This window comes from Streptomyces sp. WMMB 714 (assembly GCF_900090125.1).
GTDB lineage: Bacteria > Actinomycetota > Actinomycetes > Streptomycetales > Streptomycetaceae > Streptomyces > Streptomyces daqingensis.
This window is the reverse complement of sequence record NZ_FMHJ01000005.1, coordinates 391625-417136: the sequence shown is the minus strand read 5'-3', so window position 1 is coordinate 417136 and position 25512 is coordinate 391625. Positions and strand designations below refer to the sequence as shown.

Below are 25512 nucleotides of genomic sequence, written 5' to 3'. Positions count from 1 at the left end.
CCGAGGAAGCGGGCCGGGGGGCGACGGGCGGAGCAGGCGCCCCTTCGCTCTCCGGCCCTCGCTCGTTCAGTCGCGCGAGTCGCGGACCAACCGCAGCCCGCGCTCCGTGAGTCCGGCCAGCTCCTCCAGGTGCGCGGGCGAGGGCTCGCACAGCGGGGGACGCACCTCCCCGACGTCCAGGCCACGCTGCCGCACCCCGGCCTTCACCAGCGAGACCGCATATCCGCGGCCCCTGTCGCGAAGCTCCACCAGCGGGCGGAAGAAGCCGTCGAGGAGGCGGCCGGCCGCGGCCTCGTCGCCGGTCCTCAGCGCCTCGTGGAAGGCGAGCGCGATCTCGGGGGCGAAGCAGAAGACCGCCGAGGAGTAGAGGGTCACGCCGATGGCCCGGTAGGCGAGTCCCGTCTGCTCGGCGGTGGGCAGCCCGTTGAAGTAGCGGAAAGCGGCGGCCTGTTGCTCCGGCACCTCGGTGCGGACGGCGCTGATGACGCGCTGCATCAGATCGAGGTCCCCGTGACCGTCCTTGAGCCCGCAGATGCCGGGGGTGCGGGCGAGTTCGGCGACGGTCGCCGGGGTGAAGACGGCGTTGTCGCGCTGGTAGACGACGACGTCGAGGAAGGTGGAGCGCGCCAGCGCCCTGTAGTGCCGGAGCAAGCCCTCCTGCGAGGGCCTGACGAGGTACGGCGGCATCGCCAGCAGTCCGTCTGCTCCCGCGTCTTCGGCGAGAGCCGCGTAGTGGCAGGCGAGCGCCGTGCCGTAGCCGGCACCCGCGACGACGGGGACCCGCCCCCGCACCTCCTCGACCGCGGCGCCCACGCACACGCGGAACTCCTCGGGGGTCAGCGCGTGGAACTCGCCGGTGCCGCAGCAGGCGAACACCGCGCCCGCGCCCGCCTCGATCCCCTGGCGCACGTGCTCGCGGAAGACCGCGACGTCGACGGATCCGTCCGGAGCGAAGGCGGTGACCGGGAAGAAGAGCAGTCCGTCGAGGCGTCCGGCGAGCGTGCCGCGCCCGGATGCCTGCGAGGCGGGCGGAGGGGAGGAGGGTGAGGTCATGCGGGACTCCCGGGGAGGGACGGTACGCAACTGGGCCGTCGGGGCGCGTCGTTGAGCCGACGTGCCACGCCCCGTGGCGCGGCTCCGGTCGCGTGCACGTTTCTGATCGGCGTCTACATTTCTGAACGTGACATCACCGTAGGTCAGCCGTGATCCGTCGGTCAAGCACGAGAGGGAGCACGACAGCTCCACCGCACACCCGCAGGCGGAGAGGGGCGGCCAGACCGGCCGCTGCGAGCGCCGCACCCGCGCCGCGCCGTCCCCGACTGCCCCCGCACGAGGCGAGTCGGGCCCGCCGATCCCCCATCGCCGCCGTCGCACAGGCCAGTTGGCACGGGGTGGACGTCAACCCGCTGCACTGAAGCGCAAGTCAGCGGGCATGATGGTTCCCGAACCGATCATCACGGTCGCCACGGGGAGGCGCTTCACCATGTTCTTCATCGCAGACACCGATCCGGAGTCGGCCCTGTCCGGCCTTGTGGAGTCCGGGGTCGTCAGCTGGCTGATCCTGGGGCTCGTCGCCGGCACCGTCGCCAAGGTCCTCCTCCCGGGCCGCGATCCGGGCGGGCTGCTCGGCACGATCCTCATCGGCATCGTCGGCGCCTTCATCGGCGGCTGGCTCTCCTCGACGTTCCTCGACCGGTCGGTCGACCACGACTTCTTCGATCCGGCGCTGTGGGTCGCGGCCATCGCGGGATCGCTGGTGCTGCTGATCGCCTACCGCATCTTCTTCGGCCACTCGCGGGAACGACGCCGCTGACCTCACCCGCGCCCACCGCCGATCCCCACCTGCGCTCTCGGCAAAGGAACCGCAAAGCGGGGCCGCTCGTTACGACCGGCATGACCGCAATGACTCCTGGCTCGAACCTTCCGCTGACCGCACCGCGGGTGGCGGTGGAAGTGACCGCACCGACCCGGCTCGACGTGTCGGGGCTGCTGCTCGGCGAGCAGGGAAAGGTTCGATCGGACGACGACTTCGTCTTCTACAACCAGCCCACCGCCCCGGGCGTGACGCACAGCAGCGGCGCCGCCGACACCATCACCGTCGACACCGCCGCGGTGCCCGCCGACGTGCACAAGGTCGTCGTCACGGCCAGCCTCGACGCCCCCGGCGCCACCTTCGCCGGCACGGAACCGACGGCGACCGTGCGGGACGCCGACACGCAGGCCGTCGTCGCCACGTTCACCCCGCCCCAGCTCGGCCCGGAGACGGCCGTCGTCGTGATCGAGGTCTACCGCCGCGGAAACGCGTGGAAGGTGCGCGCCGTCGGCCAGGGCTACGCCAACGGACTCGGCGGTATCGCCGCCGACTTCGGCGTCAACGTCGAGGAGCCCGCTGCGCCGCAGGCGTCACCCGCTCCCCCGCCCACCCCGCACACGCCTCCCCCGCAGCCCGCACCGCAGGCGGTCCCCGCTCCCCCGCCCACGCCCGCCGCGCAGCCCGCGCCGTCCGCCCCGCCCGCCGGCGGAAAGATCAACCTGGACAAGGGCAGGGTCAGCCTGCAGAAGAACCAGACGGTCTCGCTCACCAAGGGCGGGCGTCCCGTGCTCAGCACGGTGAAGATGGGCCTCGGCTGGGAGCCCGCGTACAAGGGGCGCGGCAGGGCCCAGGACATCGACCTGGACGCCTCCGTCATCGCCTACGACGCCAACCGCAAGAAGGTCGACGCCTGCTACTTCGGCAAGCTCGTCATCCTCAACGGCGTCGTGCAGCACTCCGGCGACAACCTCACCGGTGAGGGCGGCGGCGACGACGAAGTGATCACCGTCCACCTCGGCGACCTCCCGCCGCAGGTCTCGGGGCTGGTCTTCACCGTGAACTCCTTCTCCGGGCAGAAGTTCACCGAGGTGGCCAAGGCGTACTGCCGCCTCATCGACGCGGGCAGCAACCAGGAGCTGGTGAGGTTCGACCTCAGCAACGCGGAGCCGCGCACGGGCGTCCTGATGTGCAAGCTGGTCCGCCAGTTCTCCGGCGAGTGGGACATGACGGCACTGGGCGAGTACGTCGACTCGCGCACTGTCCGCGGCATGGTCAAGCCGGGAGGCGCCGCGCTGTGACGGTGCCGGCGGAGGGGCGGTCCCGGTCGGCCCGCCCCTCCGCCGGTCTGTCCGTCTCCCCCGTCGTCCCTTCCCGCACCTCGCCTCTCTCGTCTGCTGCCGCTTCCGGCACCCGCGATGAGCCATAGGGCGCCCGATCCGGGGTACCGCGGAGGCGCGGAGTGCCGGCGCCCGTGCGGACAGCCGGCGCCCGTACAGCGCGTACGCGCAGACAGGCTCCCGAAGCAGGCAGAAGGAGGCGCTTCACATGGCCATCGCCACCGTGAATCCGGCCACGGGCGAGACCCTCAAGACGTTCGACGCGCTGAACGCCGGCGAGATCGAAGAGCGGCTCGTCCGGGCGGACAGGGCGTTCGGCGAGTACCGCCTGACGGATTTCGCCCACCGCGCCGGGCTCATGCACCGCGCCGCCGACCTGCTCGAGGAGGACCAGGAGGGCGTCGCCCGCACCATCACCACGGAGATGGGCAAGACGCTCGTCTCCGCCCGGGCCGAGGTGGCCAAGTGCGTCAAGGCGATGCGCTGGTACGCCGAGCACGCCGAGAAGCTGCTCGCCGACGAGCGCCCCGAGCAGGCCGACGTCGAGGACTCGGGCGCGGTGCGGGCCTTCGTGCGCTACCGCCCCCTCGGCACGGTGCTGGCGGTCATGCCGTGGAACTTCCCCCTGTGGCAGGTGGTCCGCTTCGCCGCTCCGGCCCTCATGGCAGGCAACACGGGCCTGCTGAAGCACGCGTCGAACGTCCCGCAGACCGCCCTCTACGTGGAAGAGCTCTTCCGCAGGGCAGGGTTCCCCGAAGGCGTCTTCCAGACCCTGCTGATCGGCTCCGACGCCATCGCGGACCTCCTGCGCGACGAGCGCATCGTCGCGGCGACGCTGACCGGCAGCGAACCCGCGGGCCGCTCCGTCGCCTCCATCGCGGGCGACGAGATCAAGAAGACGGTGCTCGAACTGGGCGGCAGCGACCCGTACCTCGTGCTGCCCTCGGCCGACCTGGACAAGGCCGTGCGGACCGCCGTCACCGCCCGCGTGCAGAACGCCGGGCAGTCGTGCATCGCCGCGAAGCGCTTCCTCGTCCACACCGACGTCTTCGAGCAGTTCTCCTCGGCGTTCGTGGAGCGCATGGCGTCGCTCAAGGTCGGCGACCCGATGGACGAGGAGACCGACGTCGGTCCGCTCTCCAGCGCGAACGGCCGCTCCGACCTGGAGGCGCTCGTCGACGACGCGACCCGTCGCGGAGCCACCGCCCTGTGCGGAGGCGGGCGCCCGCAGCACCTCACGAACGGCTACTTCTACGATCCGACGGTGCTCACCGGCATCACGGAGGCGATGCGGGTGCACCGCGAGGAGGCCTTCGGCCCCGTCGCGTCGCTCTACCGCGTGGCCGACCTCGACGAGGCGATCGACCTGGCCAACGACACGCCCTTCGGCCTCAGCTCCAACGCCTGGACCCGCGACCCCGCCGAACAGGAACGGCTCACCCGCGACCTGGCGGCCGGAGCCGTCTACTTCAACGGCATGACGGCCTCGCATCCGGGACTGCCCTTCGGCGGCACCAAGCGTTCCGGGTACGGGCGGGAGCTGGCCGGGCACGGCATCCGCGAATTCTGCAACGCGACGACGGTGTGGTTCGGGCCCGAGGGGTGACTCGTACGGCCGAGCCGGCCGTGCGGACCGGTGGGGGCCGGCGGGGACCGGGCGGGCGGACATCCGGGGAGAGGGTCCGCCCGCCTGGCCTCTGCCGCGCCCCGGAGCGTCGGAGCGCGGGCGCTCCGGCACTCTCAACTCAGCCCGTCGGTTCAGCCCGTCGATGCCGTCAGAGCGCCGCCAGCCCCGTCAGCCCCCGTGAGCCCCGTGTGCGCCGTCAGCAGACCCCGTCGCGCGGCGCGGGGTTGCCGAGCTTGAACAGCGGGCGGAGCTTCAGGCCCGCGTACGTCCCGGCGATCGCGGCGGCCGCCCAGATCCAGCCGTGCAGGCTGCCGGAGGCGATTCCCGCCAGGTAGGCGCCGATGTTGCAGCCGCCGGCGATCCTGGCGCCGATCCCCATCAGCACGCCCCCGAGGACGGCGCCCACGCCGCGGCGCAGGGCGATCCCGCGGTGCAGCGTCCACACGCCGCCCGCCGCCGCGGCCAGGGCGGCGCCGATCATGATGCCGAAGTCGGTGAGGCTGGTCTTGTCCGCCAGGACCGGCCCGGAGAGCTGGACCGCGTTCTTCGGCTCCTGCCAGTACGCCCACGTCTCCGGCGAGGCACCCAGCGCGGCCGCCAGCTTCGAACCCCACAGAGCGAACGCGCTGGTCACGCCCCATGCGCCGCCCGAGACCAGCAGCACGCCCGCGCCCAGTACGGCAAGTACCACGGCCCCGGCGGCCAGCGGCCACGAACCCCGCACCGTACGGGCGAGGGCACCGCGGGCCGAGGGCGGGGCGCCGAGGGGCGGCGGGTTGCGCCGCGCCTGGATCTTCCGGGAGACGAGTACGACGAGGGCGAGCAGCGCCAGAGTCAGCGCCAGGGAACCCGGCCAGCCCAGCCCGTCGGAGAAGAGGACCGGCTCGAAGGCCGGCAGGTCACGCCAGAGGCCGTACTGCCAGGCCGCGAGCGTCGATCCGGCGATGAAGCCGCCCAGCGTGAGCACGATCGTGCTCTGCCCGGAGCCGACGGCGAAGAGCGTGCCGGAGGCGCAGGCCCCGCCGATCTGCATGCCGACGGCGAAGAGGAAGGCGCCGGCGAGCAGTCCGACGCCGAGCGGACCGGTGCTGGGGGCCGGCGCGGTACCGAAGAGTCCCGTCCCCGTGCCGATCACGAGGGCGAAGAGCGTCGCCGTCGTCCCGAGCAGCAGGGCGTGCGCCCGCAGTCCCGTGCCGTTCCCCACGGCGGCGAGCTGGCGCCAGGCCGAGGTGAAGCCGAAGCGCGAGTGGAAGAGCCCGACGCCGAGGCCCACGCCGAGGAGGAGCAGGATGCCCGGCTTCGCACCGTGGACCGCCCACACGTACGCGGTGAGGGCGGCTCCGAGCACCGTGGCGACGAGGAGGGGCACGCGCCGCACAGGCGGCACGGGGTCGGCGTCGGGCGCGGGTACGCGCGTCGGCGCGGGCTCGAACCAGGTGAGCTTGCGGAGGGGGCGTTCCGTCCGGTCCGGACTGTCCGTTCCGGTGGGCGTCGCTCCGGAGGGTGGTGCGGTGGTCACGAGGTAACTCCGGTGGGTGCGGGAAGGGCGGTGAGGAGGGGGCAGGGCCGAGCGGGCCAGGCCCGGGAGGCGGGTCCGACGGGTGGGGGCCCGGCGGGTGCGGGCGCACCGCGGGGCGAGCGCTGGACGCGTCGGGCCGCCCGGTGCCCGGCGAGTGCCGGGGCGGGAGCGCCACGGGCCGGCAGCCGGCACGGGAGCGGTCCGCGGGTTCAGCGGACCGAGAGGGGCCGGCGGGGGCGCGGGGCGCGGCGTTCAGCGCCGACAGAGAGCGTCGTCGACGCTCCACGCCGTGGCCGCGAAGAGCGCGAGTGCCAGATGGCGCGTGGTACCGGACATGCGCAGCAGGCTACTTCAAGCCATCCATATGACGGAATCACGTCTCGCACAGCGAGACGCCCCCGTCCGTGGGGCGGCGGGAGCCGGGTGGGGCCGGTGCCGGCGCCCAGCGATAGGGTCCTCGAGCGCTGCCGTGCGCCCGTGCGCCCCGGGGCCGGGCGCGCTCCACCGTCCTGACACAAACGGAGGTCCGCCCATGGCCGTACGCACCGAGAAGCAGGGCCCGGTCACGACGGTGATCCTCTCCCGCCCGGCCGCGCGCAACGCCGTGGACGGCGAGACGGCGCAGGCGCTCGCGGACGCCTTCAGGGCCTTCGAGGCGGACACCGGGGCGCTGGCCGCGGTCCTGTGGGGCGAGGGCGGCAGCTTCTGCGCCGGTGCCGACCTGAAGGCCATCGGGACGGACCGGGCCAACCGCGTCGCCCCCGGCGGAGACGGCCCGATGGGCCCCACGAGGCTCCGCCTCTCGAAGCCTGTGATCGCGGCGGTCGCCGGCCACGCCGTCGCCGGAGGGCTCGAACTCGCCCTGTGGTGCGATCTGCGGGTCGCCGAGGAGGACGCCGTCTTCGGCGTCTTCTGCCGCCGATGGGGCGTCCCCCTCATCGACGGCGGTACGGTGCGCCTGCCGCGCCTGATCGGCACCAGCCGCGCCCTGGACCTCATCCTCACCGGCCGGCCGGTCCCCGCATCCGAGGCGTACGGGATGGGCCTCGTCAACCGCCTCGTCCCGCCCGGTACTTCACGCACCGCCGCCGAGGAACTGGCGGCCGGGATCGCCCGGTTCCCGCAGACCTGCCTGCGCGGCGACCTCGCCTCCGTACACGAGCAGCACGGCCTGACCGAGGAGGAGGCGATGGCCGGCGAACTGCGTCACGGCCAGGAGGCGCTGCGCGAAGCCGGCGAGGGTGCGGCGCGCTTCGCCGCCGGCGCCGGCAGGCACGGCGACTTCGACGCCATCTGAACCAGCCCCGCCCGCCGCCCGCCGCGCAGGAGGACCGCAGCCCGCGGAGTCCCGTCCCGCGGGCCGCGTCCGCCGCCCGTCGCCCACCGGGGCTCAGGCGTCCAGCCGGCTGCGCGCTTTGAAAGCCGCCTTACGGGCCTCCTTGGCCGTCTGCCTGTCGGGGTGCACCCGGCCCATCGCCTCCAGCACCTCCGCGGTGGCCGGGTGGTCGACCCGCCATGCCTTGTCGAAGAATCCGGTGTGCTGGTCGACCAACCCCTGGACCAGTCCCTGCAGTTCGGCCGCCTCCCCGGCCGTCGCCAGCTGCGCCGCGATCGTGTCGACCGTGAGCCAGAAGACCATCTCCTGGTCCGGCTGCGGCACGTCGTCCGCTCCGTGCTCGACGAGCCACACCCGGGCCAGCCCGCCCAGCTCCCTGTCCTCCAGCACGTCCCGCAGGGCCGGTTCGGCCTCCCTGCCCAGCAGCGAGAGGGCCTGCTGGCAGGCGAGCCGGCGCGAGGGCGCGTGCTCGTCCATGCCGTGTGCCGCGCCGAGGAGTTCGCGGGCGGCGTCGAGGGGCGTACGGGCGGCGAGCCAGGACTCGATCTCGGCCCGGGCGTTCTCCTCGGTGTACGCGGACAGCGCGCCGAGCAGTTCGGCACCGCCCGCTCCGGCCAGGTCCCCGACGGCGGGCGCCTCGATACCGGCCTCCCTGATGCGGGTACGGACACCGTGGACGCCGAGGGGGGTCAGCTTCACCATGCCGTAGCGGGAGACGTCCTCGTCGTCGAGCTGCTCCGGCAGCTCCGTGTCCTCGTCGGACTCCTCCGTCAACGCCTCGTCCACGGGCCGGTATTCGACGAGTCCGGTGGGCGCGAGCATCCGGAACTGCTCGTCGAGCCTCATCATGGCCGCCGAGACGGCTTCGAGGACCTCGTCCGTGGGTTCCTCCATGTCGTCGGGGACGATCATGGAGGCGGCGAGCACCGGGAGCGGCACCATCGCACCGGCGGAGACGGCCTGGTCCGTCGCCGTCAGGTAGTAGAGGCTGGCGAGCGCTCCGTCGAGGAAGTCGGCCTCCTCCTCCGGGTTCCAGTCGAGGTCGTCGAGATCGATGGCGTCCGGGTCGATCTTCCCGTCCTCGTCCGTGACACCGTCGAGATCGCCCACCAGGTCCTCGAAGCTGGGGACGGCGGCGTCGGCGAGGACGCTCTCCAGGCCCCCCTGCCAGATCTCCAGCACGTCCAGCGGGCTGCCGCCGCCCCTGAGTTGGGCGAGTTCCCCGCCGGGACGCGCGACCCCCACGGGTTCCTCGGTCAGCGTCCTCGCGGCCCCGCCCTCCGCGGAGCCCTCCGTGCCGCCCGCGTCCTCGCCGCCGTCCTCCTCGACCTCCAACAGCCCCGTGTCGACGGCCAGATGCCACGCCTGGCCCGTGTGCGCGGCCCCGTCCTCGTCCTCGGAGAGCCCCAGGTACGCCACGGCCTCCTTCAGCTGGGGGGCGAGGAGTTCCCCGCCCGCGCCGACCGGGACGCCCTTGCCGCCGGACCCTCCCGTGGCGTCGCCGCCTCCGTCCTCTGCCCAGCTCGCCAGCTTGGCGGCCCACGCGAAGAGCGGGGCGGCCAGCGCGTCCCGGGCCAGCTCGGCTTCGGACGGCAGCCGTACGGGCGGCATGGCGGGAACGTCGCCACCGGTCATCTCACCGGACATCAGTGCGTTCAACTCCTACGGGGTGCTACTCACTGCCGGAATGGTGCGGGCCCAGCGTAGACGGGATGTGTCCCGTGCCGCCCGAATCGCACGGCTCGCCACCCCGACGCCCCAGAGTGACACTACGATCGCGGTGGGTGTCACCAGGCGGGCCCCGGGCGAGAGTTGCGTCGCACTCGTGACAACCGGCTGGTCTTCTTCTTGACAACTCGGGTTTCGGCGCCAGACTTTACGCGCGTAGAGAATCACGGATCCTCACGAACGCCCGGACCACCGTCCGTAACCCCCCTCCGGAGGCACCGTTGTCGTCACGTCTGGCCCGCTCCTCGGCTCTCACCGTCGTGGCGCTGTGTTCCACTCTCATCGTCCTGCCCGCCCCCTCCGCGGCCGGCGCCACCGCCAAGTCGCCGCGCGTGCACGAGATCCAGGGCAACACGCGGATATCCCCCTACGCGGGCGAGCGCGTCACCGACGTACCCGGAGTCGTCACAGCGGTACGCGTGTTCGGCAAGGCCCGCGGCTTCTGGATGCAGGACCCCAAGCCCGACAACGACCCCGCGACGAGCGAGGGCATCTTCGTCTTCACCGGCGAGAAGACCCCCGACGTCATGGCCGGGGACCAGGTACGGGTCTCCGGTGAGGTGAGCGAGTTCTACCCGGGCGGCAGGGAGTCGGGCGGCCAGTCCGTCACGCAGCTGACGAAGGCGGAGTGGACCAAGGCGGACAAGAAGCGGAAGCTGCCCCGCGCCGTCACCCTGGACGGCGGCCGGATCCCGGACGAGTACGCGCCCCCCGCCGAGGACGGCGGCGACATCGAGCCCCTCGCGCTGCGCCCCGGCGACTTCGCCCTCGACCTCTACGAGTCCCTGGAGGGCATGCGGACGCAGGTCGAGGACGCCGCCGTCACCGGGCCCACCACGGAGTACGACGAGGTGTGGGTCACCGCGGACCGCTTCGAGAACCCGACACCGCGCGGCGGCACGCTCTACGGCGCCTACGACCAGCAGAACGGCGCCCGCGTGAAGGTCAGTTCGCTCCTTCCCACCGCGATACAGCCCTTCCCGAAGGCCGACGTCGGCGACAAGCTGAGCGGCAGGACCTCGGGCCCGCTGGACTTCGACAGCTTCGGCGGCTACTCGATCCGGGCCACGGATCTGGGCGAGTTGGAGGACAACGGCCTCGCCCGGGAGAAGACGCGCAAGCAGCACAAGGGCGAACTCTCCGTGGCCACCTACAACGTGGAGAACCTCTCCCCGAAGAGCGAGCCGGAGAAGTTCACCCGCCTCGCCGAGGCCCTCGTGCAGAACCTCGCCTCGCCGGACATCGTCGCGGTGGAGGAGGTGCAGGACAACTCCGGTCCCGACGACGACGGGACGGTCGCCGCCGACGAGACGCTGAAGAAGCTGGCCGAGGCCGTCGAGGCGGCCGGCGGGCCCTCGTACGACTGGCGCCAGATCGACCCCGCCGACAAGGCCGACGGCGGGCAGCCCGGCGGCAACATACGCGTCGCGTTCCTCTTCAACCCGGAGCGGGTCTCCTTCACCGACCGCAAGGGCGGCGACGCCGACACCGCGGTGGAGGTGACGGACGAGGACGGCACCCCGCAGCTCTCCGCGAACCCCGGCCGCATCCAGCCGCAGAACGAGGCGTGGAAGGCGAGCCGCAAGTCGCTCGCCGGTGAGTTCACCTTCCGCGGGCGGCAGGTCTTCGTCGTGGCGAACCACTTCAGCTCCAAGGGCGGCGGCGACCTCGAGGGCGACCAGCCGATGGACGGCCGCATCCAGCCTCCGGCGCGCCACTCCGAACCGCAGCGCATCGAGCAGGCGAAGCTGGTCAACTCCTTCGCGAAGCAGGTCCAGTCCGTCGACCCCGACGCCGCTGTGATCGCCGCCGGCGACCTCAACGACTTCCCCTTCTCCCCCAGCCTCGACGCCCTGCGGGCCGGCGAAGCCCTCACCAGCCCGATGGACCGGCTGCCCGCGAGCGAGCGCTACGGCTACGTCTTCAACGGCAACTCCCAGGCTCTGGACCATGCTCTGACCAGCCCGGGCGTCGGATGGGTGGACTACGACATCGTCCACATCAACTCGGAGTTCCACGACCAGACCAGCGACCACGACCCCTCGGTGATCCGGTTCCGTCCCTGACGGGAACCGGGTTCCCGGCCCAGCACCGACCTGCCCGGCGGGCGCCTCTCAGTGGAGGCGCCCGCCGGCTCGCTCACCGTGACCTTCGGCAGGGGTGCCCGTCCATCTGATCGCCGACCCCTACCTCGGGCGGTGCCACCTCTGCACCCGGCCCAAGGACCCGGCCGGCTACCGGGGCGAGTTGACCGTGGACTTCGGCACCCCCGTCGACCTGACCAGCACGCTCCTGGGGGATGACGCTGCCTACTGAGGGCTTCCCCCGGGAGGCCGAGTCCCGGCAGCCGGGTTGACCCGGGGGTCGACCGCCGCGCCGCCGACCGGCCCCTGCGGCCATGCCCCCTCACCGGCCGCGCCGCCCTGGACCTCGCCGGCCGCCACGTCACCGCCACCGTCGCCGTCCCCGCCTGCGTCGGCGTCCACGAGGTCCCGTACGAGCAGCGCCGCTCCGGCCACCGCGCCGGGCATCAGCACCACCGCCACCAGCGGGACCAGGAAAGCCAGCACCAGCGGAACGCCGAAGCCGAGGGCGAGCGCCCTGCGCGTACGCAGGATCCGCAGCCGCTCCCGTACGGGGATGCCGCGGCGCTGCATGGCGACCGAGACGAGTTCGAGCGTGAGGAAGAAGCCGGACACGCAGAACCCCAGTGCCGGGACGACCGTCTGGCCGAGCACCGGCACGAAGCCGAGGAAGAAGAGCGGCACGGCGAAGAGCAGGGCCCTCCACAGCACGTAGAGGCTGTCGCACAGCGACGTCCACAGTTCGCGCCAGAGCGGGCGGTCGAGGCCCTCGGGGCAGTCTCCCTCGGACTCCTCGACCTGTTCGGAGAGCTTCTCGTAGAAGGGATCGCCGACGAGGAGCGTCACCGCGGTGAAGGTGAGCACGGACAGCAGCAGCGCGCCGAGCCAGAGCAGCACCGCGAAGAGGCCGCGGAGGGTCGAACGCCAGGTCTCGTCCCAGCCGTCGGCGAACGGGGTGGCCCACGCCGCGATGTCGTCCGCCCAGAAGGCGAGCGCCGCGAGAGCCGCCGCGTACAGCACGAATGTGACCAGTGCGGGCAGCAGGCCGAAGCCGAACCACCGTCCGTGCCCGAGGACCCAGCGCTGGCCGCGCCCCAAATACCGTACTCCTGCCGCAAGATCGCGCATGCCCGTAAGCCTATGGCCTACGGGCATGCGCGGGGAACTTCGGTCCGGCGCCCGCCCCGGCAGCCGCGACGACTCCTCACGCGGCGGTTGCGGGCGGCCGAACTCCCCTGGCGGCGCGGCGGCTTCAGTTGCTGTGCAGGGCCTCGTTCAGCCCGCCCCACGAGCCGGTGCGCTGCAGGACCTCGACCGTGCCGGTCGTCGAATTGCGGCGGAAGAGAAGGTTGTTGGCGCCGGAGAGCTCCAGGGCCTTGACGATCTTCCCGTCGGGCAGCGAGACGCGCGTACCGGCCGTCACGTAGAGACCGGCTTCGACGATGCAGTCGTCGCCGAGCGAGATGCCGATGCCCGCCTCGGCACCGAGCAGGCAGCGTTCGCCGATGGAGATGGTCTGCTGGCCGCCGCCGGAGAGGGTGCCCATGATCGAGGCGCCGCCGCCGATGTCGGAGCCGTCGCCCACGACGACGCCCGCGCTGATCCGGCCCTCCACCATGGACTTGCCCAGCGTGCCCGCGTTGAAGTTGACGAAGCCCTCGTGCATCACCGTCGTGCCCTCGGCGAGGTGCGCGCCGAGACGCGCGCGGTCGGCGTCGGCGATGCGCACTCCCGCGGGCGCGACGTAGTCCGTCATGCGCGGGAACTTGTCCACGCTGGTGACGCTCAGGTGCTTGCCCGCCGCACGGGCCGCGAGCCGCACCCGCTCCAGACGGTCGACTGCGACGGGGCCGAGGTTCGTCCAGGCGACATTCGTGAGCAGACCGAAGAGACCTTCGAGGTTCTGCCCGTGCGGCGGCACCAGACGGTGGCTGAGCAGGTGCAGGCGCAGGTACGCGTCGTGGGCGTCGAGCGGCTTGTCCTCCAGCGACGTGATGACCGTGCGGACGGCCACGATCTCGACGCCGCGGACCGGATCGGTGCCGAGCGCCTTCGGCGCGGCCTCCCCCATCGCCTCGGCGGCGCTCTCGGGGCTCAGCCGGTCGCTTCCGGCGGGCACACCGGGCTCCGCGACGAGTTCGGGGGCGGGGAACCAGGTGTCCAGGACCTTGTCCCCGGCGATCGTGGCGAGCCCGACGGCGACGGCGCCGGTCGTACGGGTGGTGGTGGCAGCTTGGGTCATGTATCGAACGCTATCGGCCCGCGCGTGGCCGATGCCAACCGGTCTCAGCAGGCGGAGCGCCCGGCGGACGTCCCTCCCGTCGGCCGCGCGGCGGCCTCCTCACCCGGCCCGGGAACCTCAGGGTTCGCCCGTGACGCGGGCGAGCGCCGACCGCACGGCCTGCCGGTCGAAGGGCCGGTCGGTGAGCAGGAGCTGGAGCAGCAGGCCGTCGATGAGCGCGACGAGGACGCGCGCCGTGGCCTCGTCGGCGGTGTGGCGGGCGAGTATCCGCGCCATCTCGTCGCACCAGGCGGCGGCGACGGGCTGCAGGGCCGGGCGGCGCAGCGCGGCCAGGTAGAGCTCGTACTCCAGGCGGATACGGCCCCGGCCGCCGTGTGCGTACTCGTCGAGGAGCCGTGTGAGGGCGTCGGCGAGGGCGAGCCCGCGGCCTTCCGGGGCCTGCGGCCCGGCGCCGTCCGCCGGCGCGGGCCGTCCCACCTCCGCCAGCACGTCCTCCCAGTCCGTCATGGCGCTGCTCGGCTCTCTGGTGACCTGTTCGAGCGCCGCGACGAGCAGATCGTCGAGGCTGGCGAAGTGGTACGTCGTCGAGCCGAGCGGGACGTCCGCCTCCGCGGCGACGGTCCGGTGCGAGAGCGCGGCGATGCCCTTGAACTCGGCGATGCGGATGGCGGCGTCGATGATGCGCTGCCGCCGTCCGGGGTCGAAGCGGCGGGCGGCCATCAGTGCGCGCTCCCCAGGTTGAGCAGCATCACCCCGACGATGACGAGGAGGATGCCGGCGATCTTCGCGGTGCTGACCGACTCCCCGATGAAGACGATCCCGATGACGGCGATCGCCGCCGTGCCGACGCCCGACCAGATCGCGTAGGTCGTGCCCACGGCCATCGTCTTGAGCGTCTGGGCGAGGAGCACGAAGGCGATCGTGTAGCTGGCGGCGGTGGCGAGGGACGGCCAGAGTTTGCTGAACCCGTCGCTGTACTTCATCGCGGTGGTGCCCAGGACCTCCGCCAGGATCGCCCCTATGAGCGTCACGTAGACCATGGCCACGAGCCTACAGAGCGATGCGTACGGTCGTACACAACCGCGCCGCCCCGATCCGTGTCGATTCCGGAGACTTCAGGCGGGGACGGCACGAAAAGGCGTGCCCCGGCACGAGTGCCGGGGCACGCCCGAGGTGAGGCATGGCGGGGCGACGTGCCCGCGCGCGAGCGGACGGCTCAGACGTTGAAGCCCAGCGCCCGCAGCTGCTCGCGGCCGTCGTCCGTGATCTTGTCCGGGCCCCACGGGGGCATCCAGACCCAGTTGATCTTCAGTTCCTTGACGATGCCCTCGGTCGCGGACCGGGCCTGGTCCTCGATGACGTCGGTCAGCGGGCACGCCGCGGAGGTGAGCGTCATGTCGATCGTCGCGACGTTCGACTCGTCGATGTGGACCCCGTAGATCAGGCCCAGGTTGACGACGTCGATGCCCAGCTCCGGGTCCACGACGTCCAGAAGCGCCTCGCGGACCTCGTCCTCGCTCGCGGGCTTCGTTGTGGTCTCGGTCATGCGGTCTTCTCCTTTACCGAGTCCTCGCCCAGCGCCTGGGCGGTGGCGTCCTTCCATGCCATCCAGCTCAGCAGAGCACACTTCACACGTGCCGGGTACTTCGAGACCCCGGCGAACGCGACGGCGTCCTCCAGCACGTCCTCCATGGCCTCGTCCGGCTCGATCTTCCCGCGGGACTGCATCAGCTCCAGGAAGGTCTCCTGGATGGTGCGTGCCCGGTCCAGCTCCTTGCCGACCAGCAGCTCGTTCAGCACCGAGGCGCTGGCCTGGCTGATGGAGCAGCCCTGGCCCTCGTAGCTGACGTCGCGAACCGTCTCGCCGTCGTACCGCACGCGCAGGGTGATCTCGTCACCGCACGTCGGGTTGACGTGGTGCACCTCGGCGTCGCCCTCTCGCAGGCCCTTGCCGTGAGGATTCTTGTAGTGGTCCAGGATCACTTCCTGGTACATGGAGTCCAGCTTCACGAGTCGTCCGTCCGTCCAGTCCTCAGCTGCGGCTTCGTCTCCGCCTAGGCGAAGAAGTTCCGTACGTGTTCCACACCCTCGGCCAGGGCGTCCACCTCTGCCGGCGTGGAGTACAGATAGAACGACGCCCGCGTGGTCGCAGGAATTCCGTACCGGAGGCAGACGGGCCGCGCGCAGTGGTGGCCGACACGGACCGCGATGCCCTGCTCGTCGAGCACCTGCCCCACGTCGTGAGGGTGGATGTCCCCGAGCGTGAAGGAGATCGCCGCGCCCCGGTCCTCGGCCGTGGTGGGGCCGATGAAGCGCAGGTCGGGGATCTCCTTGAGCCTGCTGACCGCGTACTCGGTCAGCGCGTGCTCATGTGCCTGGATCTTGTCCATGCCGATCGACGACAGGTAGTCGACGGCCGCGCCGAGACCGACCGCCTGGGCGATCGGCGGCGTGCCCGCCTCGAACTTGTGCGGCGCGGGCGCGTACGTGGACGCGTGCATCGTCACTGTCTCGATCATCTCGCCGCCGCCGAGGAACGGCGGCAGGTCGTCCAGCAGCTCCTGCCGCCCCCACAGCACGCCGATGCCCGTCGGACCGCACATCTTGTGCCCCGTGAAGGCCACGAAGTCCGCCTGCAGCGCCTGCACGTCCAGCACCATGTGCGGCGCTGCCTGCGAGGCGTCGACGACGACGAGCGCGCCGACCTCCTGGGCACGCCGGACGATCGCCTCGACCGGGTTGATCGTGCCCATGATGTTGGAGACCAGCGTGAAGGAGACGACCTTGGTCTTCTCCGTGATGACCTGCTCGATGGACGACAGGTCCAGCCGGCCCTCGTCGGTCAGCCCGAACCACTTCAGCTTCGCGCCCGTGCGCTGCGAGAGCAGCTGCCACGGGACGATGTTGGAGTGGTGCTCCATCTCCGTGATGACGATCTCGGTGTCGTGCTCGACGCGGTAGGGCTCGTCCGCCCAGCCCAGCATGTTCGCCACGAGGTTGAGCGACTCCGAGGCGTTCTTCGTGAAGACGACCTCGTCGCGGCTCGGCGCGTTGATGAAGCCCGCGACCTTGTCGCGCGCCCCCTCGTACAGCGCCGTGGCCTCCTCCGCGAGGACGTGCACGCCGCGGTGGACGTTGGCGTTGTGCCGCTCGTTGTAGTCGCTCATCGCGTCGAGCACCTGGCGCGGCTTCTGCGAGGTCGCCGCGTTGTCCAGGTACACGATCTTCTTTCCGTCATGGACCACGCGGTCCAGGATCGGGAAGTCCTTGCGGATCGCCTCGGTGTCGAGCAGACCCGGAAGCGTCACGTCGCTCACGAAGCGGCGCCTCCCTTCACGTATGCCTCGTAGCCCTCTTCCTCGAGCTTGTCGGCCAGCTCCGGGCCGCCGGACTCGGCGATCCGGCCCTTGGCGAACACGTGCACGTGGTCGGGCTTGATGTAGCGCAGGATGCGCGTGTAGTGGGTGATCAGCATGGTGCCGACCTCGCCGCTCTCGCGGACGCGGTTGACGCCCTCGGAGACCACCCGCAGCGCGTCCACGTCGAGGCCGGAGTCGGTCTCGTCGAGGATGGCGACCTTCGGCTTGAGGAGCTCCAGCTGGAGGATCTCGTGCCGCTTCTTCTCACCGCCGGAGAAGCCCTCGTTGACGTTCCGCTCGGCGAAGGACGGGTCGATCTGCAGGCGCTCCATGGCCTCCTTGACCTCCTTCACCCACAGCCGCAGCTTGGGCGCCTCGCCGCGCAGCGCCGTCGCGGCGGTGCGCAGGAAGTTGGAGACGGAGACGCCGGGCACCTCGACCGGGTACTGCATGGCCAGGAAGACGCCCGCGCGGGCGCGCTCGTCCGGGGACATCTCCAGGACGTCCTCGCCGTCGAGGCGCACGGAACCGCCCGTGATCGTGTACTTGGGGTGGCCCGCGAGGGAGTACGCGAGGGTGGACTTGCCGGAGCCGTTCGGCCCCATGATCGCGTGCGTCTCGCCCTGCTTCACGGTCAGGTCGACGCCGCGCAGGATCTCGTTCGGGCCGTTCTCGGCGTTGACGGAGACGTGCAGGTCGTTGATCTCAAGCGTTGCCATGGGGACTTCAGGACTCCTGGGTCACGGAGACGAGAACAGCCGCGTCAGGGCCCTCGCCTTCGATTTTTACGGGGTACACGGGTACGGGTCGGGTCGCCGGAAGCCCGGAGGGCTTGCCGGTGCGCAGGTCGAAGCTTGAGCCGTGCAGCCAGCACTCGATCTGGCAGTCTTCGACCTCCCCCTCGGACAGCGAGACGTTCGCGTGCGAGCAGATGTCGTTGACCGCGAACACCTCGCCCTCCGTACGGACGAGAGCGACCGGCACGCCTTCGAGTTCCACCCGCTTCGGGGTGTCCTCCTCCAGCTCGCCGAGTGCCGCCACGCGGACGAAGCCTTCGCCGCTGCTCATACGGACGTCTCCAGCTCGGTCTCGATCTTCTCGATGAGGCGCGCCTCCACGTCCGGCAGCCCGATCTGCTGGACGAGTTCGGCGAAGAAGCCCCGGACGACCAGCCGGCGGGCCTCCTGCTCGGGAATGCCCCGGGCCTGGAGGTAGAACAGCTGCTCGTCGTCGAACCGGCCGGTCGCCGACGCGTGCCCCGCCCCGACGATCTCACCGGTCTCGATCTCGAGGTTGGGCACCGAGTCGACCCGCGCGCCGTCGGTGAGGACGAGGTTGCGGTTCAGCTCGTAGGTGTCGGTGCCGGTGGCCGCGGCACGGATCAGCACGTCGCCGATCCAGACCGCGTGCGCCTGCTCACCTTGCAGGGCGCCCTTGTAGACCACGTTGCTCCGGCAGTTGGGCGTGTCGTGGTCGACGAACAGGCGGTGCTCCTGGTGCTGGCCGTCGTCGGTGAAGAACAGGCCGTAGAACTCGGCCTCGCCGCCGGGGCCCGCGTAGTTCACGCGCGGATGCAGCCGGACCACGTCACCGCCGAAGGTGACGACGATCGACTTGTACGTCGCGTCCCTGCCCACGAGCGCGTTGTGCTGCGAGCAGTGGACCGCGGTGTCGTCCCAGTCCTGCACGGAGACCACCGTCAGCTTGGCGCCGTCGCCGACGACGAACTCCACGTTCGCAGCCCGCACGGCGTCGCCGGTGTGGTCGATGACGATGACGGCTTCCGCGAAGTCCTGCACCTCGAAGACGGTGTGCCCGTAGCTGACGCCGCCCTCGCCGTGCAGCGAGACCCGCACCGGCTCCTTCAGCACGGCCTCCTTGGGCACGGTGACGACCGAGGCCTTCTCGAACGAGGAGAACGCCTGCGCGGCGACCCGGTCGACCGGCTTGCCGGCCCGGCCGACGCGCGCGTCGTCACGGGCGACCGTCTCCACCGTCACGCCTTCGGGCGCGTCGACCTGGACCTTGAGGCCTCCGGAGGCCTCGGCCGAACCGTCGTGCAGTCCCTTGAGCCGCTCCAGCGGCGTGAAGCGCCATTCCTCTTCCCGGCCGTGCGGCACGGGGAAGTCCGCCACGTCGAAGGAGGGCGGTGCACTCATCCGGGTGGCGACGGTGGACTCAGCTGCCACCGCGATCGAGCCGGTGGTGTTCGAACCAACCGGTGGGGGTCCTCCCTGGACGACGTCCTTGGGGGAGTTCTGAGCCTCAGCCATGGCGCTCGTACTGCTCACTCTCTGAAAACGGAACCTGCTTGGGAACCTCGGACGGAAACTGCTGGAGGAGGGGGCCGCGGCGGCACCGCGGCCGCCCCCCGCACGGTACGGGCGTCAGCCGACCGCGCCCTCCATCTGCAGCTCGATCAGCCTGTTGAGTTCCAGCGCGTACTCCATCGGGAGTTCCTTCGCGATGGGCTCGACGAAGCCTCGGACGATCATCGCCATCGCCTCGTCCTCGGACAGGCCCCGGCTCATCAGGTAGAAGAGCTGGTCGTCGCTGACCTTGGAGACGGTGGCCTCGTGGCCCATCGTCACGTCGTCCTCGCGGACGTCGACGTACGGGTAGGTGTCCGAACGGGAGACGGTGTCCACCAGCAGCGCGTCGCACAGCACGTTGGACTTCGACCCCTCCGCGCCCTCGGCGATCTCGATGAGGCCGCGGTAGGACGTGCGGCCGCCGCTGCGGGCCACTGACTTGGAGACGATGTTCGAGGACGTACGCGGCGCCATGTGCACCATCTTCGCGCCGGCGTCCTGGTGCTGGCCCTCGCCGGCGAAGGCGACCGAGAGCGTCTCGCCCTTGGCGTGCTCGCCCATGAGGTAGACGGCCGGGTACTTCATGGTGACCTTGGAGCCGAGGTTGCCGTCGACCCACTCCATGGTCGCGCCCTCGTAGGCCACGGCACGCTTGGTGACCAGGTTGTAGACGTTGTTCGACCAGTTCTGGATCGTCGTGTAGCGGCAGCGGCCGCCCTTCTTGACGATGATCTCGACGACGGCGGAGTGCAGCGAGTCCGAGTCGTAGATCGGAGCGGTGCAGCCCTCGACGTAGTGCACGTAGGCGTTCTCGTCGACGATGATCAGCGTCCGCTCGAACTGGCCCATGTTCTCCGTGTTGATGCGGAAGTAGGCCTGCAGCGGGATGTCGACGTGCACGCCCGGCGGGACGTAGATGAAGGAACCGCCGGACCACACCGCGGTGTTGAGCGCGGCGAACTTGTTGTCACCGGGCGGGATGACCGTGCCGAAGTGCTCCTGGAAGATCTCCGGGTGCTCGCGCAGCGCCGTGTCGGTGTCCAGGAAGAGCACGCCCTGCTGCTCCAGGTCCTCGCGGATCTGGTGGTAGACGACCTCCGACTCGTACTGCGCGGCCACGCCCGCGACGAGGCGCTGCTTCTCCGCCTCCGGGATGCCGAGCTTGTCGTAGGTGTTCTTGATGTCCTCGGGCAGGTCCTCCCATGTCTGGGCCTGCTTCTCCGTGGACCGCACGAAGTACTTGATGTTGTCGAAGTCGATGCCCGAGAGGTCCGAGCCCCAGTTGGGCATGGGCTTCTTCTCGAAGAGCCGGTGCCCCTTGAGGCGCAGCTTCAGCATCCAGTCGGGCTCGTTCTTCTTCCCCGAGATGTCGCGGACGACCTCATCGGAGAGGCCACGCTTCGCGGTGGCACCGGCCGTGTCGGAGTCGGCCCAGCCGTATTCGTACTTGCCCAGTCCCTCGAGTTCCGGGTGAGCAGTCTCCGTAGGAGAGGTCATGCGGGGTTCCTCCCGGCGGTGTGGTTCGCAGGTGCTGTGGTGGCCTTGCTGGTTCTGCTGGTGGTACTGGTGGTCTCGTCGGCGGCGCGGTCCGGCGGCCCGGACCCGCCGCGGGGTCTCCCCGGCGGGGGCAGGGGATGGGCGGACGGGACGAAGGTCGTGCACACCCCGTCGCCGTGGGCGATGGTCGCCAGCCTCTGAACGTGGGTTCCGAGCAGGCGGGAGAAGACCTCCGTCTCCGCCTCGCACAGCTGCGGGAACTGCTCAGCGGTGTGAGCCACCGGGCAGTGGTGCTGGCAGAGCTGCTCTCCCCAGGAGCTACCCCCGGCGGAAGCGGGCGCGCTGCGCGCAGTGGCAGCGTACCCGTCCTTGGAGAGCGCCTCTGCCAGAGCCCTGGTGCGCTCCTCGGGCGGTACCCGCTCGAGTGCGCGGCGGTACTGCTCGGCCTGTTCGGCCACGCGGGCCCTGGCGAAGTCCGCGACCGCGGCCTCGCCGCGCTCGCCGCCTCCGGCAGTCCGCGCGATCCAGCGGAGGGCGTCCGCCGCGAGCCTGTCGTAATCCTGATCGAAGGCGTCCCGGCCGCCGTCCGTGAGTGCGAAGACCTTGGCGGGCCGTCCCCTGCCCCGCGAGCCGTAGACCCGCTTCTCGCGCGGCTCGACGACTCCCTCGCCGACGAGCGCGTCGAGGTGCCGCCGGACGGCGGCGGGGGTCAGCTCCAGGCGCCTGGCCAGCTCCGCAGCGGTGGAGGGGCCGTGGTCGAGGATCGAGCGGGCCACCTTATTGCGCGTCCCGCGCTGCTCCTCGTGCACGCCCCCGCCGGGCTGGTTTCCGGAGGGTGCCGCGGCTGCGTTTCCGGGCACAGCAGAACCGCCGGCGGCCGCTGCGGCCGCCGATCGCGTCTGCTGTCCCTCAGCCGTCTTTTTCACAACGCCATTGTTGCGTAATTCTTCGCGCCGCAGCAACCGAGGTTCTGACCTGCCGGAATGGACTGCATCACGTAAGGCGAGCCTTACCTGCGGCCGCCGCGGGGGCCGCGAGGCGCCGTGTGCACGGGGTTCACGGGAGCCGCGGAAGGCTGCCACCGAATCGTCAACCCCGTACACGGGGAGGGCATTCCGCTCCTTAGACTCCCCCGTATGGGAAGCGGAGGGGCGGCACTCGAGGTATCGGGGCTGACGAAGCGGTACGGCGCGAAGAGAGCGGTGGACGGTCTCGACCTCGTCGTCCCCCACGGCACCGTCACGGCGGTCCTCGGCCCCAACGGCGCGGGCAAGACCACGACCGTCGAGATCTGCGAGGGCTACCGCAGAGCCGACAGCGGCACCGTCCGCGTGCTCGGCCTGGACCCGGCCGCCGAGGCCGCCCGGCTGCGCCCCCGCATCGGCGTCATGCTGCAGAGCGGAGGCGTCTACCCGGGTGCCCGGGCGGAGGAGATGCTGCGCCACATCGCGTCGCTCCACGCCGATCCCCTGGACGTCACGGCGCTCATCGAAGGACTCGGCCTCGACGGCTGCGGCCGCACGCCCTACCGGCGGCTCTCCGGCGGCCAGCAGCAGCGCCTCGCCCTGGCCATGGCCGTCGTGGGCCGCCCCGAGCTGGTCTTCCTCGACGAACCCACCGCGGGCCTCGACCCGCAGGCCCGCCGCGCCACCTGGGAGCTGGTCCGCGCCCTGCGCAACGACGGGGTGACGGCGGTGCTCACGACGCACCACATGGACGAGGCAGAGGAGCTGGCCGACGACGTAGCCGTCGTGGACGGCGGCCGGGTCGTCGCACAGGGCAGCCCCGAGGAGCTGTGCCGCGGCGGAGCGGAGAACTCGCTGCGCTTCACCGGGCGCCCGGGGCTCGACCTCGCCTCCCTGCTCAAGGCGCTCCCCGACGACACGGCAGCGGCCGAACTCGTGCCGGGCGGCTACCGCGTCACCGGCACCGTCGACCCCCAGCTGCTGGCCACCGTCACGTCCTGGTGCGCGCAGCACGGCGTCATGCCCGACCGCATCTCCGTGGAGCGCCGCACGCTGGAGGACGTCTTCCTGGAACTCACCGGCAAGGAGCTTCGGTCGTGAGCGTCGGCACCTTCACCCCCGCTCCGGGCGCGGCGCCCCTGGGCCGCATGATCCGCGCGCAGGCCGCCCTGGAGACCCGGATGCTGCTGCGCCACGGCGAGCAGCTGCTGCTGACCATCGTCATCCCGGCGCTGCTGCTGGTGCTCTTCAGCACCGTCGACATCGTCGAGACGGGCGGCGGTCCGCCGGTGGACTTCCTCGCGCCCGGGATCCTCGCGCTCGCCGTGCTCTCCACCGCTTTCACCGGTCAGGCCATCTCGACCGGCTTCGAGCGCCGCTACGGCGTACTGAAACGCCTCGCGCTCTCCCCGCTCCCCCGGTGGGCCCTCATGGCGGCCAAGACGTGCTCCGTACTCGTCATCGAAGTGCTGCAGGTGGCGCTGCTGGCAACCGTCGCTCTGCTGCTGGGCTGGTCGCCCCGCGGCGGCCTGCTGCCGGCGGCGCTGCTGCTCGTCCTCGGCACCGCGGCCTTCTCCGGCCTCGGGCTCCTGCTGGCCGGGACGGTACGGGCGGAGGCCACGCTCGCGGCCGCGAACCTGATCTTCATCCTGCTGCTGGTGGGCGGCGGCGTGGTCGTGCCGCTGGGCAAGTTCCCCGGCGCCGTGCAGAGCGTGCTCGAACTGCTTCCCATCGCCGCGCTGTCCGGCGGTCTCCGCGACGTGCTGCAGCACGGGGCGGGCATGCCCTGGGGCGATCTGGGCGTCCTCGCGGTCTGGGCCGCGGCCGGCCTGGCCGCCGCGGCGCGCTGGTTCAGGTGGGAGTGACAAGGGGCGGCACGGCGGCCCGGCAGGTACGCGCCGCCGCGGGCTGACGGAGCAGGCGGAACGGGCTGCGGCCCGCCCCGCGGGACCCTCGTGAATGCGCGCACAAGCGCGCCCGTACGATGTTCCCGTGCCGAAACTGCTCGAACTCGTACGCAACCCCGTCGCGTACGTCGCCGCGCGCTGGACCCCGTCGCAGCGGGTCCTCCAGCGGGCCGCTCTCGCCGCGCTCCTCATGAGCGTCTTCATCATCGTGACCGGCGGCGCCGTCCGGCTCACCGGCTCCGGGCTGGGCTGCGACACGTGGCCCAAGTGCAGCAGCGACAGCCTGTACGCCACGTCGGAGATGGGCCTGCACGGCGCGATCGAGTTCGGCAACCGGATGCTGACGTATGTGCTCAGCGCCGCCGTCGGCTGGGCCATCGTCGCCTCCCGCGCGGCAAAGCCGCGCAGGCGCGGGCTGAGCCGCCTCGCGTGGTCGCAGTTCTGGCTCGTGATGGGCAACGCCGTCATGGGCGGGATCACGGTGCTGACCGAGCTCAACCCCTACACCGTCGCCGGGCACTTCCTGCTGGCGACCGGGCTGCTGACCGTCGCCACGCTCACGTGGCTGCGCGCCAGGGAGGGCGACGAGCGGCCCCGGCCGCTGGTGGGCGTGCGGCTGAAGCAGCTCGTGCGGGTGCTGACGGGCCTCATCGCCGTGCTGATCGCCGTCGGCACCGTCGTGACGGGCGCCGGGCCGCACGCAGGCGACAGCAGCCAGGTGCCCCGGATGCCCGTCGACTGGAGGACGGTCACGCAGGTGCACTCCGCCCTGGCGTGGCTGGTCGTTGCCCTGACGCTCGTGCTGTGGCTCGTGCTGCGCGCGGTCGACGCACCGGCGAGGCCCTGCGGACGCACCCGCGACCTGCTGGTCGTCCTGCTGGCGCAGGGCGCAATCGGCTACGCGCAGTACCTCACGGAGCTGCCCGAGTTCCTGGTGGGGATGCATCTGCTCGGATCCGCGCTGGTGTGGATCGCGGTCATGCGGGTGCTGCTGTCGGTGCGTGAGCGCGGAACGCCCCCGCACGACGGGCTCGCGGCGCGGTCCGTGGGGAACGTGGAAGAAGCCACGGAACCGCCGGGCTCGCCCCGCCCCGCTGCCGGGTCGGCGGCCGGTGTTCCCGCCCCCGGGGCGTCCGCTGCGGGCGGGAAGGATCAGCCCGCCGCGGCTTCGTCGAAGCCGTAGATCCGCAGGGCGTTGCCGCCCGCGACGCTCCGGGCGATGCGCCGCGTGCTCACGCGTGAACAGCACCAGGGGGCGCCCGCGAGCGCGCGGCGGGGGCCGGGAAAGCGGTGTGGCATGGATCTCGCGCGGAGAAGGGCCGTGGTCAGGCCTTATACCCGCCGGTAGCATCTGGGGCATGGCAGACACGAGCAAGCGGGCCGCGAAGCTCGCCAGGGAGATCACCAAGTTCGCGCAGTCCCACGGCGGCAGTGCGGAGGGGCAGATCGCCTACGTGGGGCAGACAGGCGCCCGCATCGTCCTGGTGGGGGCCGACGGGACCTGGGGCGATCTGATGGCGCCGTCGACGGACATCGCGAAGCAGGCCGCCGAGAGCGCGGGCATCGCCGTCCGCGAGGCCTTCGACGGCGAGATGGCGGAGAAGGTCAGGACGGGTCCGTACGAATGGAGCCGCATGGCGGGCATCCAGGTCGGCGGCCCGTCCGGCAGCTGACCGCCTGACGCCTCACGCGGCGGCCGTGCGCCGCTCGCGCCGGGGACGAGGGCCCGGGCCGCCGTCACAGGTCCGGGCCCGTCGCGCTGTCCGGCCCGGAGGGCCACCGGGGG

General features: G+C 71.6%; 25 protein-coding genes. 10 read left to right on the top strand and 15 right to left on the bottom strand.

Features of this window, described 5'->3' with window-relative positions:
- Positions 1 to 66 precede the first annotated feature (66 nt).
- Positions 67 to 1053 (bottom strand): 5-dehydro-4-deoxyglucarate dehydratase, encoded by a 987-nt coding sequence (locus H181DRAFT_RS11905; protein ID WP_045864299.1) that lies wholly within the window; start codon positions 1051 to 1053, stop codon positions 67 to 69.
- Between the two features lie 430 nt (positions 1054 to 1483).
- On the opposite strand from H181DRAFT_RS11905, the gene H181DRAFT_RS11900 reads away from it, so the two are divergent.
- The 3 genes from H181DRAFT_RS11900 to H181DRAFT_RS11890 all read left to right on the top strand — a co-directional run bounded on the left by H181DRAFT_RS11900 (position 1484) and on the right by H181DRAFT_RS11890 (position 4756).
- Complete coding sequence (locus tag H181DRAFT_RS11900) at positions 1484 to 1813, top strand: GlsB/YeaQ/YmgE family stress response membrane protein (protein WP_045864440.1); 330 nt, start codon at positions 1484 to 1486, stop codon at positions 1811 to 1813.
- A gap of 89 nt (positions 1814 to 1902) precedes the next feature.
- Complete coding sequence (locus H181DRAFT_RS11895) at positions 1903 to 3111, top strand: TerD family protein (RefSeq protein WP_045864439.1); 1209 nt, start codon at positions 1903 to 1905, stop codon at positions 3109 to 3111.
- 247 nt (positions 3112 to 3358) lie between these two features.
- Positions 3359 to 4756, top strand: a complete 1398-nt coding sequence (locus H181DRAFT_RS11890) for an NADP-dependent succinic semialdehyde dehydrogenase (protein WP_045864298.1) — start codon at positions 3359 to 3361, stop codon at positions 4754 to 4756.
- Between the two features lie 217 nt (positions 4757 to 4973).
- Here the strand turns inward: H181DRAFT_RS11890 and H181DRAFT_RS11885 are convergent, their stop codons facing one another.
- Complete coding sequence (locus H181DRAFT_RS11885) at positions 4974 to 6164, bottom strand: YeeE/YedE family protein (protein WP_254666808.1); 1191 nt, start codon at positions 6162 to 6164, stop codon at positions 4974 to 4976.
- A gap of 664 nt (positions 6165 to 6828) precedes the next feature.
- Here H181DRAFT_RS11885 and H181DRAFT_RS11880 point away from each other — a divergent pair.
- Positions 6829 to 7593 carry a crotonase/enoyl-CoA hydratase family protein gene (locus tag H181DRAFT_RS11880; protein ID WP_045864296.1) on the top strand — a complete coding sequence of 255 codons (765 nt, stop codon included), beginning with the start codon at positions 6829 to 6831 and terminating at the stop codon, positions 7591 to 7593.
- Positions 7594 to 7686: 93 nt separating this feature from the next.
- Here H181DRAFT_RS11880 and H181DRAFT_RS11875 read toward each other — a convergent pair whose 3' ends face one another.
- A complete protein-coding gene (locus H181DRAFT_RS11875; protein WP_254666797.1) occupies positions 7687 to 9279 on the bottom strand; it encodes a hypothetical protein in 1593 nt (530 codons plus the stop codon).
- A gap of 302 nt (positions 9280 to 9581) precedes the next feature.
- Between H181DRAFT_RS11875 and H181DRAFT_RS11870 the strand changes: the two genes are divergently transcribed.
- The gene (locus H181DRAFT_RS11870) at positions 9582 to 11426 is read left to right on the top strand and encodes an endonuclease/exonuclease/phosphatase family protein (RefSeq protein WP_045864295.1); all 1845 of its coding nucleotides are present in this window, start codon (positions 9582 to 9584) and stop codon (positions 11424 to 11426) included.
- A gap of 94 nt (positions 11427 to 11520) precedes the next feature.
- On the top strand, positions 11521 to 11676 hold the full coding sequence (locus tag H181DRAFT_RS29415; RefSeq protein WP_158715434.1) for a hypothetical protein: 156 nt from the start codon (positions 11521 to 11523) through the stop codon (positions 11674 to 11676).
- Here the strand turns inward: H181DRAFT_RS29415 and H181DRAFT_RS11865 are convergent.
- From H181DRAFT_RS11865 to H181DRAFT_RS11810, 12 genes are all read right to left on the bottom strand, one after another.
- Positions 11670 to 12572, bottom strand: coding sequence for an EI24 domain-containing protein (locus H181DRAFT_RS11865; RefSeq protein ID WP_078895674.1), 903 nt, complete (start codon positions 12570 to 12572; stop codon positions 11670 to 11672). The two genes, H181DRAFT_RS29415 and H181DRAFT_RS11865, sit on opposite strands and share 7 nt — an antisense overlap.
- Positions 12573 to 12696: 124 nt before the next feature.
- Entirely contained in the window at positions 12697 to 13686 is a 990-nt protein-coding gene (gene dapD, locus H181DRAFT_RS11860) for a 2,3,4,5-tetrahydropyridine-2,6-dicarboxylate N-succinyltransferase (protein WP_045864294.1), read from the bottom strand.
- Positions 13687 to 13803: 117 nt separating this feature from the next.
- A complete protein-coding gene (locus H181DRAFT_RS11855) occupies positions 13804 to 14406 on the bottom strand; it encodes a TetR/AcrR family transcriptional regulator (protein ID WP_045864293.1) in 603 nt (200 codons plus the stop codon).
- Positions 14406 to 14726, bottom strand: a complete 321-nt coding sequence (locus H181DRAFT_RS11850; RefSeq protein WP_045864292.1) for a DMT family transporter — start codon at positions 14724 to 14726, stop codon at positions 14406 to 14408. Before H181DRAFT_RS11850 ends, H181DRAFT_RS11855 begins: the two co-directional genes overlap by 1 nt.
- A 176-nt stretch (positions 14727 to 14902) precedes the next feature.
- Positions 14903 to 15232: a metal-sulfur cluster assembly factor gene (locus H181DRAFT_RS11845; protein WP_045864291.1), complete on the bottom strand. Its 330-nt coding sequence runs from the start codon at positions 15230 to 15232 to the stop codon at positions 14903 to 14905.
- Entirely contained in the window at positions 15229 to 15696 is a 468-nt protein-coding gene (sufU, locus tag H181DRAFT_RS11840; RefSeq protein ID WP_045864290.1) for a Fe-S cluster assembly sulfur transfer protein SufU, read from the bottom strand. Before sufU ends, H181DRAFT_RS11845 begins: the two co-directional genes overlap by 4 nt.
- 44 nt (positions 15697 to 15740) lie before the next feature.
- Positions 15741 to 16994 carry a cysteine desulfurase gene (locus H181DRAFT_RS11835; protein WP_045864436.1) on the bottom strand — a complete coding sequence of 418 codons (1254 nt, stop codon included), beginning with the start codon at positions 16992 to 16994 and terminating at the stop codon, positions 15741 to 15743.
- 5 nt (positions 16995 to 16999) lie between these two features.
- The gene (sufC, locus tag H181DRAFT_RS11830) at positions 17000 to 17764 is read right to left on the bottom strand and encodes a Fe-S cluster assembly ATPase SufC (protein WP_045864289.1); all 765 of its coding nucleotides are present in this window, start codon (positions 17762 to 17764) and stop codon (positions 17000 to 17002) included.
- 7 nt (positions 17765 to 17771) lie between these two features.
- On the bottom strand, positions 17772 to 18113 hold the full coding sequence (locus H181DRAFT_RS11825) for a non-heme iron oxygenase ferredoxin subunit (RefSeq protein ID WP_045864288.1): 342 nt from the start codon (positions 18111 to 18113) through the stop codon (positions 17772 to 17774).
- A complete protein-coding gene (gene sufD, locus H181DRAFT_RS11820) occupies positions 18110 to 19318 on the bottom strand; it encodes a Fe-S cluster assembly protein SufD (protein WP_045864287.1) in 1209 nt (402 codons plus the stop codon). Before sufD ends, H181DRAFT_RS11825 begins: the two co-directional genes overlap by 4 nt.
- 114 nt (positions 19319 to 19432) lie before the next feature.
- Positions 19433 to 20854: a Fe-S cluster assembly protein SufB gene (gene sufB / locus H181DRAFT_RS11815; protein WP_045864286.1), complete on the bottom strand. Its 1422-nt coding sequence runs from the start codon at positions 20852 to 20854 to the stop codon at positions 19433 to 19435.
- Positions 20851 to 21714 (bottom strand): helix-turn-helix transcriptional regulator, encoded by an 864-nt coding sequence (locus tag H181DRAFT_RS11810; RefSeq protein WP_254666796.1) that lies wholly within the window; start codon positions 21712 to 21714, stop codon positions 20851 to 20853. Before H181DRAFT_RS11810 ends, sufB begins: the two co-directional genes overlap by 4 nt.
- Before the next feature lie 276 nt (positions 21715 to 21990).
- Here H181DRAFT_RS11810 and H181DRAFT_RS11805 point away from each other — a divergent pair, with 276 nt between their 5' ends.
- From H181DRAFT_RS11805 to H181DRAFT_RS11790, 4 genes are all read left to right on the top strand, one after another.
- Positions 21991 to 22920 carry an ABC transporter ATP-binding protein gene (locus H181DRAFT_RS11805; RefSeq protein WP_045864284.1) on the top strand — a complete coding sequence of 310 codons (930 nt, stop codon included), beginning with the start codon at positions 21991 to 21993 and terminating at the stop codon, positions 22918 to 22920.
- Between the two features lie 47 nt (positions 22921 to 22967).
- Positions 22968 to 23684 (top strand): ABC transporter permease, encoded by a 717-nt coding sequence (locus H181DRAFT_RS11800; protein ID WP_045864435.1) that lies wholly within the window; start codon positions 22968 to 22970, stop codon positions 23682 to 23684.
- A gap of 94 nt (positions 23685 to 23778) precedes the next feature.
- Positions 23779 to 24909 (top strand): COX15/CtaA family protein, encoded by a 1131-nt coding sequence (locus H181DRAFT_RS11795; protein WP_078895673.1) that lies wholly within the window; start codon positions 23779 to 23781, stop codon positions 24907 to 24909.
- A 175-nt stretch (positions 24910 to 25084) separates the two neighbouring features.
- Complete coding sequence (locus H181DRAFT_RS11790; protein WP_045864283.1) at positions 25085 to 25399, top strand: hypothetical protein; 315 nt, start codon at positions 25085 to 25087, stop codon at positions 25397 to 25399.
- Positions 25400 to 25512: the final 113 nt, after the last annotated feature.

What these genes read in the sequence shown, in the direction of transcription:
- dapD (WP_045864294.1), bottom strand. Translation starts at nt 13,686, where the DNA reads ATGACCCAAGCTGCCACCACCACCCGTACGACCGGCGCCGTCGCCGTC.
- H181DRAFT_RS11800 (WP_045864435.1), top strand. Translation starts at nt 22,968, where the DNA reads ATGATCCGCGCGCAGGCCGCCCTGGAGACCCGGATGCTGCTGCGCCAC.
- H181DRAFT_RS11855 (WP_045864293.1), bottom strand. Translation starts at nt 14,406, where the DNA reads ATGGCCGCCCGCCGCTTCGACCCCGGACGGCGGCAGCGCATCATCGAC.
- H181DRAFT_RS11895 (WP_045864439.1), top strand. Translation starts at nt 1,903, where the DNA reads ATGACTCCTGGCTCGAACCTTCCGCTGACCGCACCGCGGGTGGCGGTG.
- H181DRAFT_RS11865 (WP_078895674.1), bottom strand. Translation starts at nt 12,572, where the DNA reads ATGCGCGATCTTGCGGCAGGAGTACGGTATTTGGGGCGCGGCCAGCGC.
- H181DRAFT_RS11795 (WP_078895673.1), top strand. Translation starts at nt 23,779, where the DNA reads ATGCGCGCACAAGCGCGCCCGTACGATGTTCCCGTGCCGAAACTGCTC.
- H181DRAFT_RS11845 (WP_045864291.1), bottom strand. Translation starts at nt 15,232, where the DNA reads ATGACCGAGACCACAACGAAGCCCGCGAGCGAGGACGAGGTCCGCGAG.
- H181DRAFT_RS11875 (WP_254666797.1), bottom strand. Translation starts at nt 9,279, where the DNA reads ATGTCCGGTGAGATGACCGGTGGCGACGTTCCCGCCATGCCGCCCGTA.
- H181DRAFT_RS11790 (WP_045864283.1), top strand. Translation starts at nt 25,085, where the DNA reads ATGGCAGACACGAGCAAGCGGGCCGCGAAGCTCGCCAGGGAGATCACC.
- H181DRAFT_RS11880 (WP_045864296.1), top strand. Translation starts at nt 6,829, where the DNA reads ATGGCCGTACGCACCGAGAAGCAGGGCCCGGTCACGACGGTGATCCTC.
- H181DRAFT_RS11825 (WP_045864288.1), bottom strand. Translation starts at nt 18,113, where the DNA reads ATGAGCAGCGGCGAAGGCTTCGTCCGCGTGGCGGCACTCGGCGAGCTG.
- sufB (WP_045864286.1), bottom strand. Translation starts at nt 20,854, where the DNA reads ATGACCTCTCCTACGGAGACTGCTCACCCGGAACTCGAGGGACTGGGC.
- sufC (WP_045864289.1), bottom strand. Translation starts at nt 17,764, where the DNA reads ATGGCAACGCTTGAGATCAACGACCTGCACGTCTCCGTCAACGCCGAG.
- H181DRAFT_RS11900 (WP_045864440.1), top strand. Translation starts at nt 1,484, where the DNA reads ATGTTCTTCATCGCAGACACCGATCCGGAGTCGGCCCTGTCCGGCCTT.
- H181DRAFT_RS11890 (WP_045864298.1), top strand. Translation starts at nt 3,359, where the DNA reads ATGGCCATCGCCACCGTGAATCCGGCCACGGGCGAGACCCTCAAGACG.
- H181DRAFT_RS11805 (WP_045864284.1), top strand. Translation starts at nt 21,991, where the DNA reads ATGGGAAGCGGAGGGGCGGCACTCGAGGTATCGGGGCTGACGAAGCGG.
- H181DRAFT_RS11850 (WP_045864292.1), bottom strand. Translation starts at nt 14,726, where the DNA reads ATGGTCTACGTGACGCTCATAGGGGCGATCCTGGCGGAGGTCCTGGGC.
- H181DRAFT_RS11905 (WP_045864299.1), bottom strand. Translation starts at nt 1,053, where the DNA reads ATGACCTCACCCTCCTCCCCTCCGCCCGCCTCGCAGGCATCCGGGCGC.
- sufD (WP_045864287.1), bottom strand. Translation starts at nt 19,318, where the DNA reads ATGGCTGAGGCTCAGAACTCCCCCAAGGACGTCGTCCAGGGAGGACCC.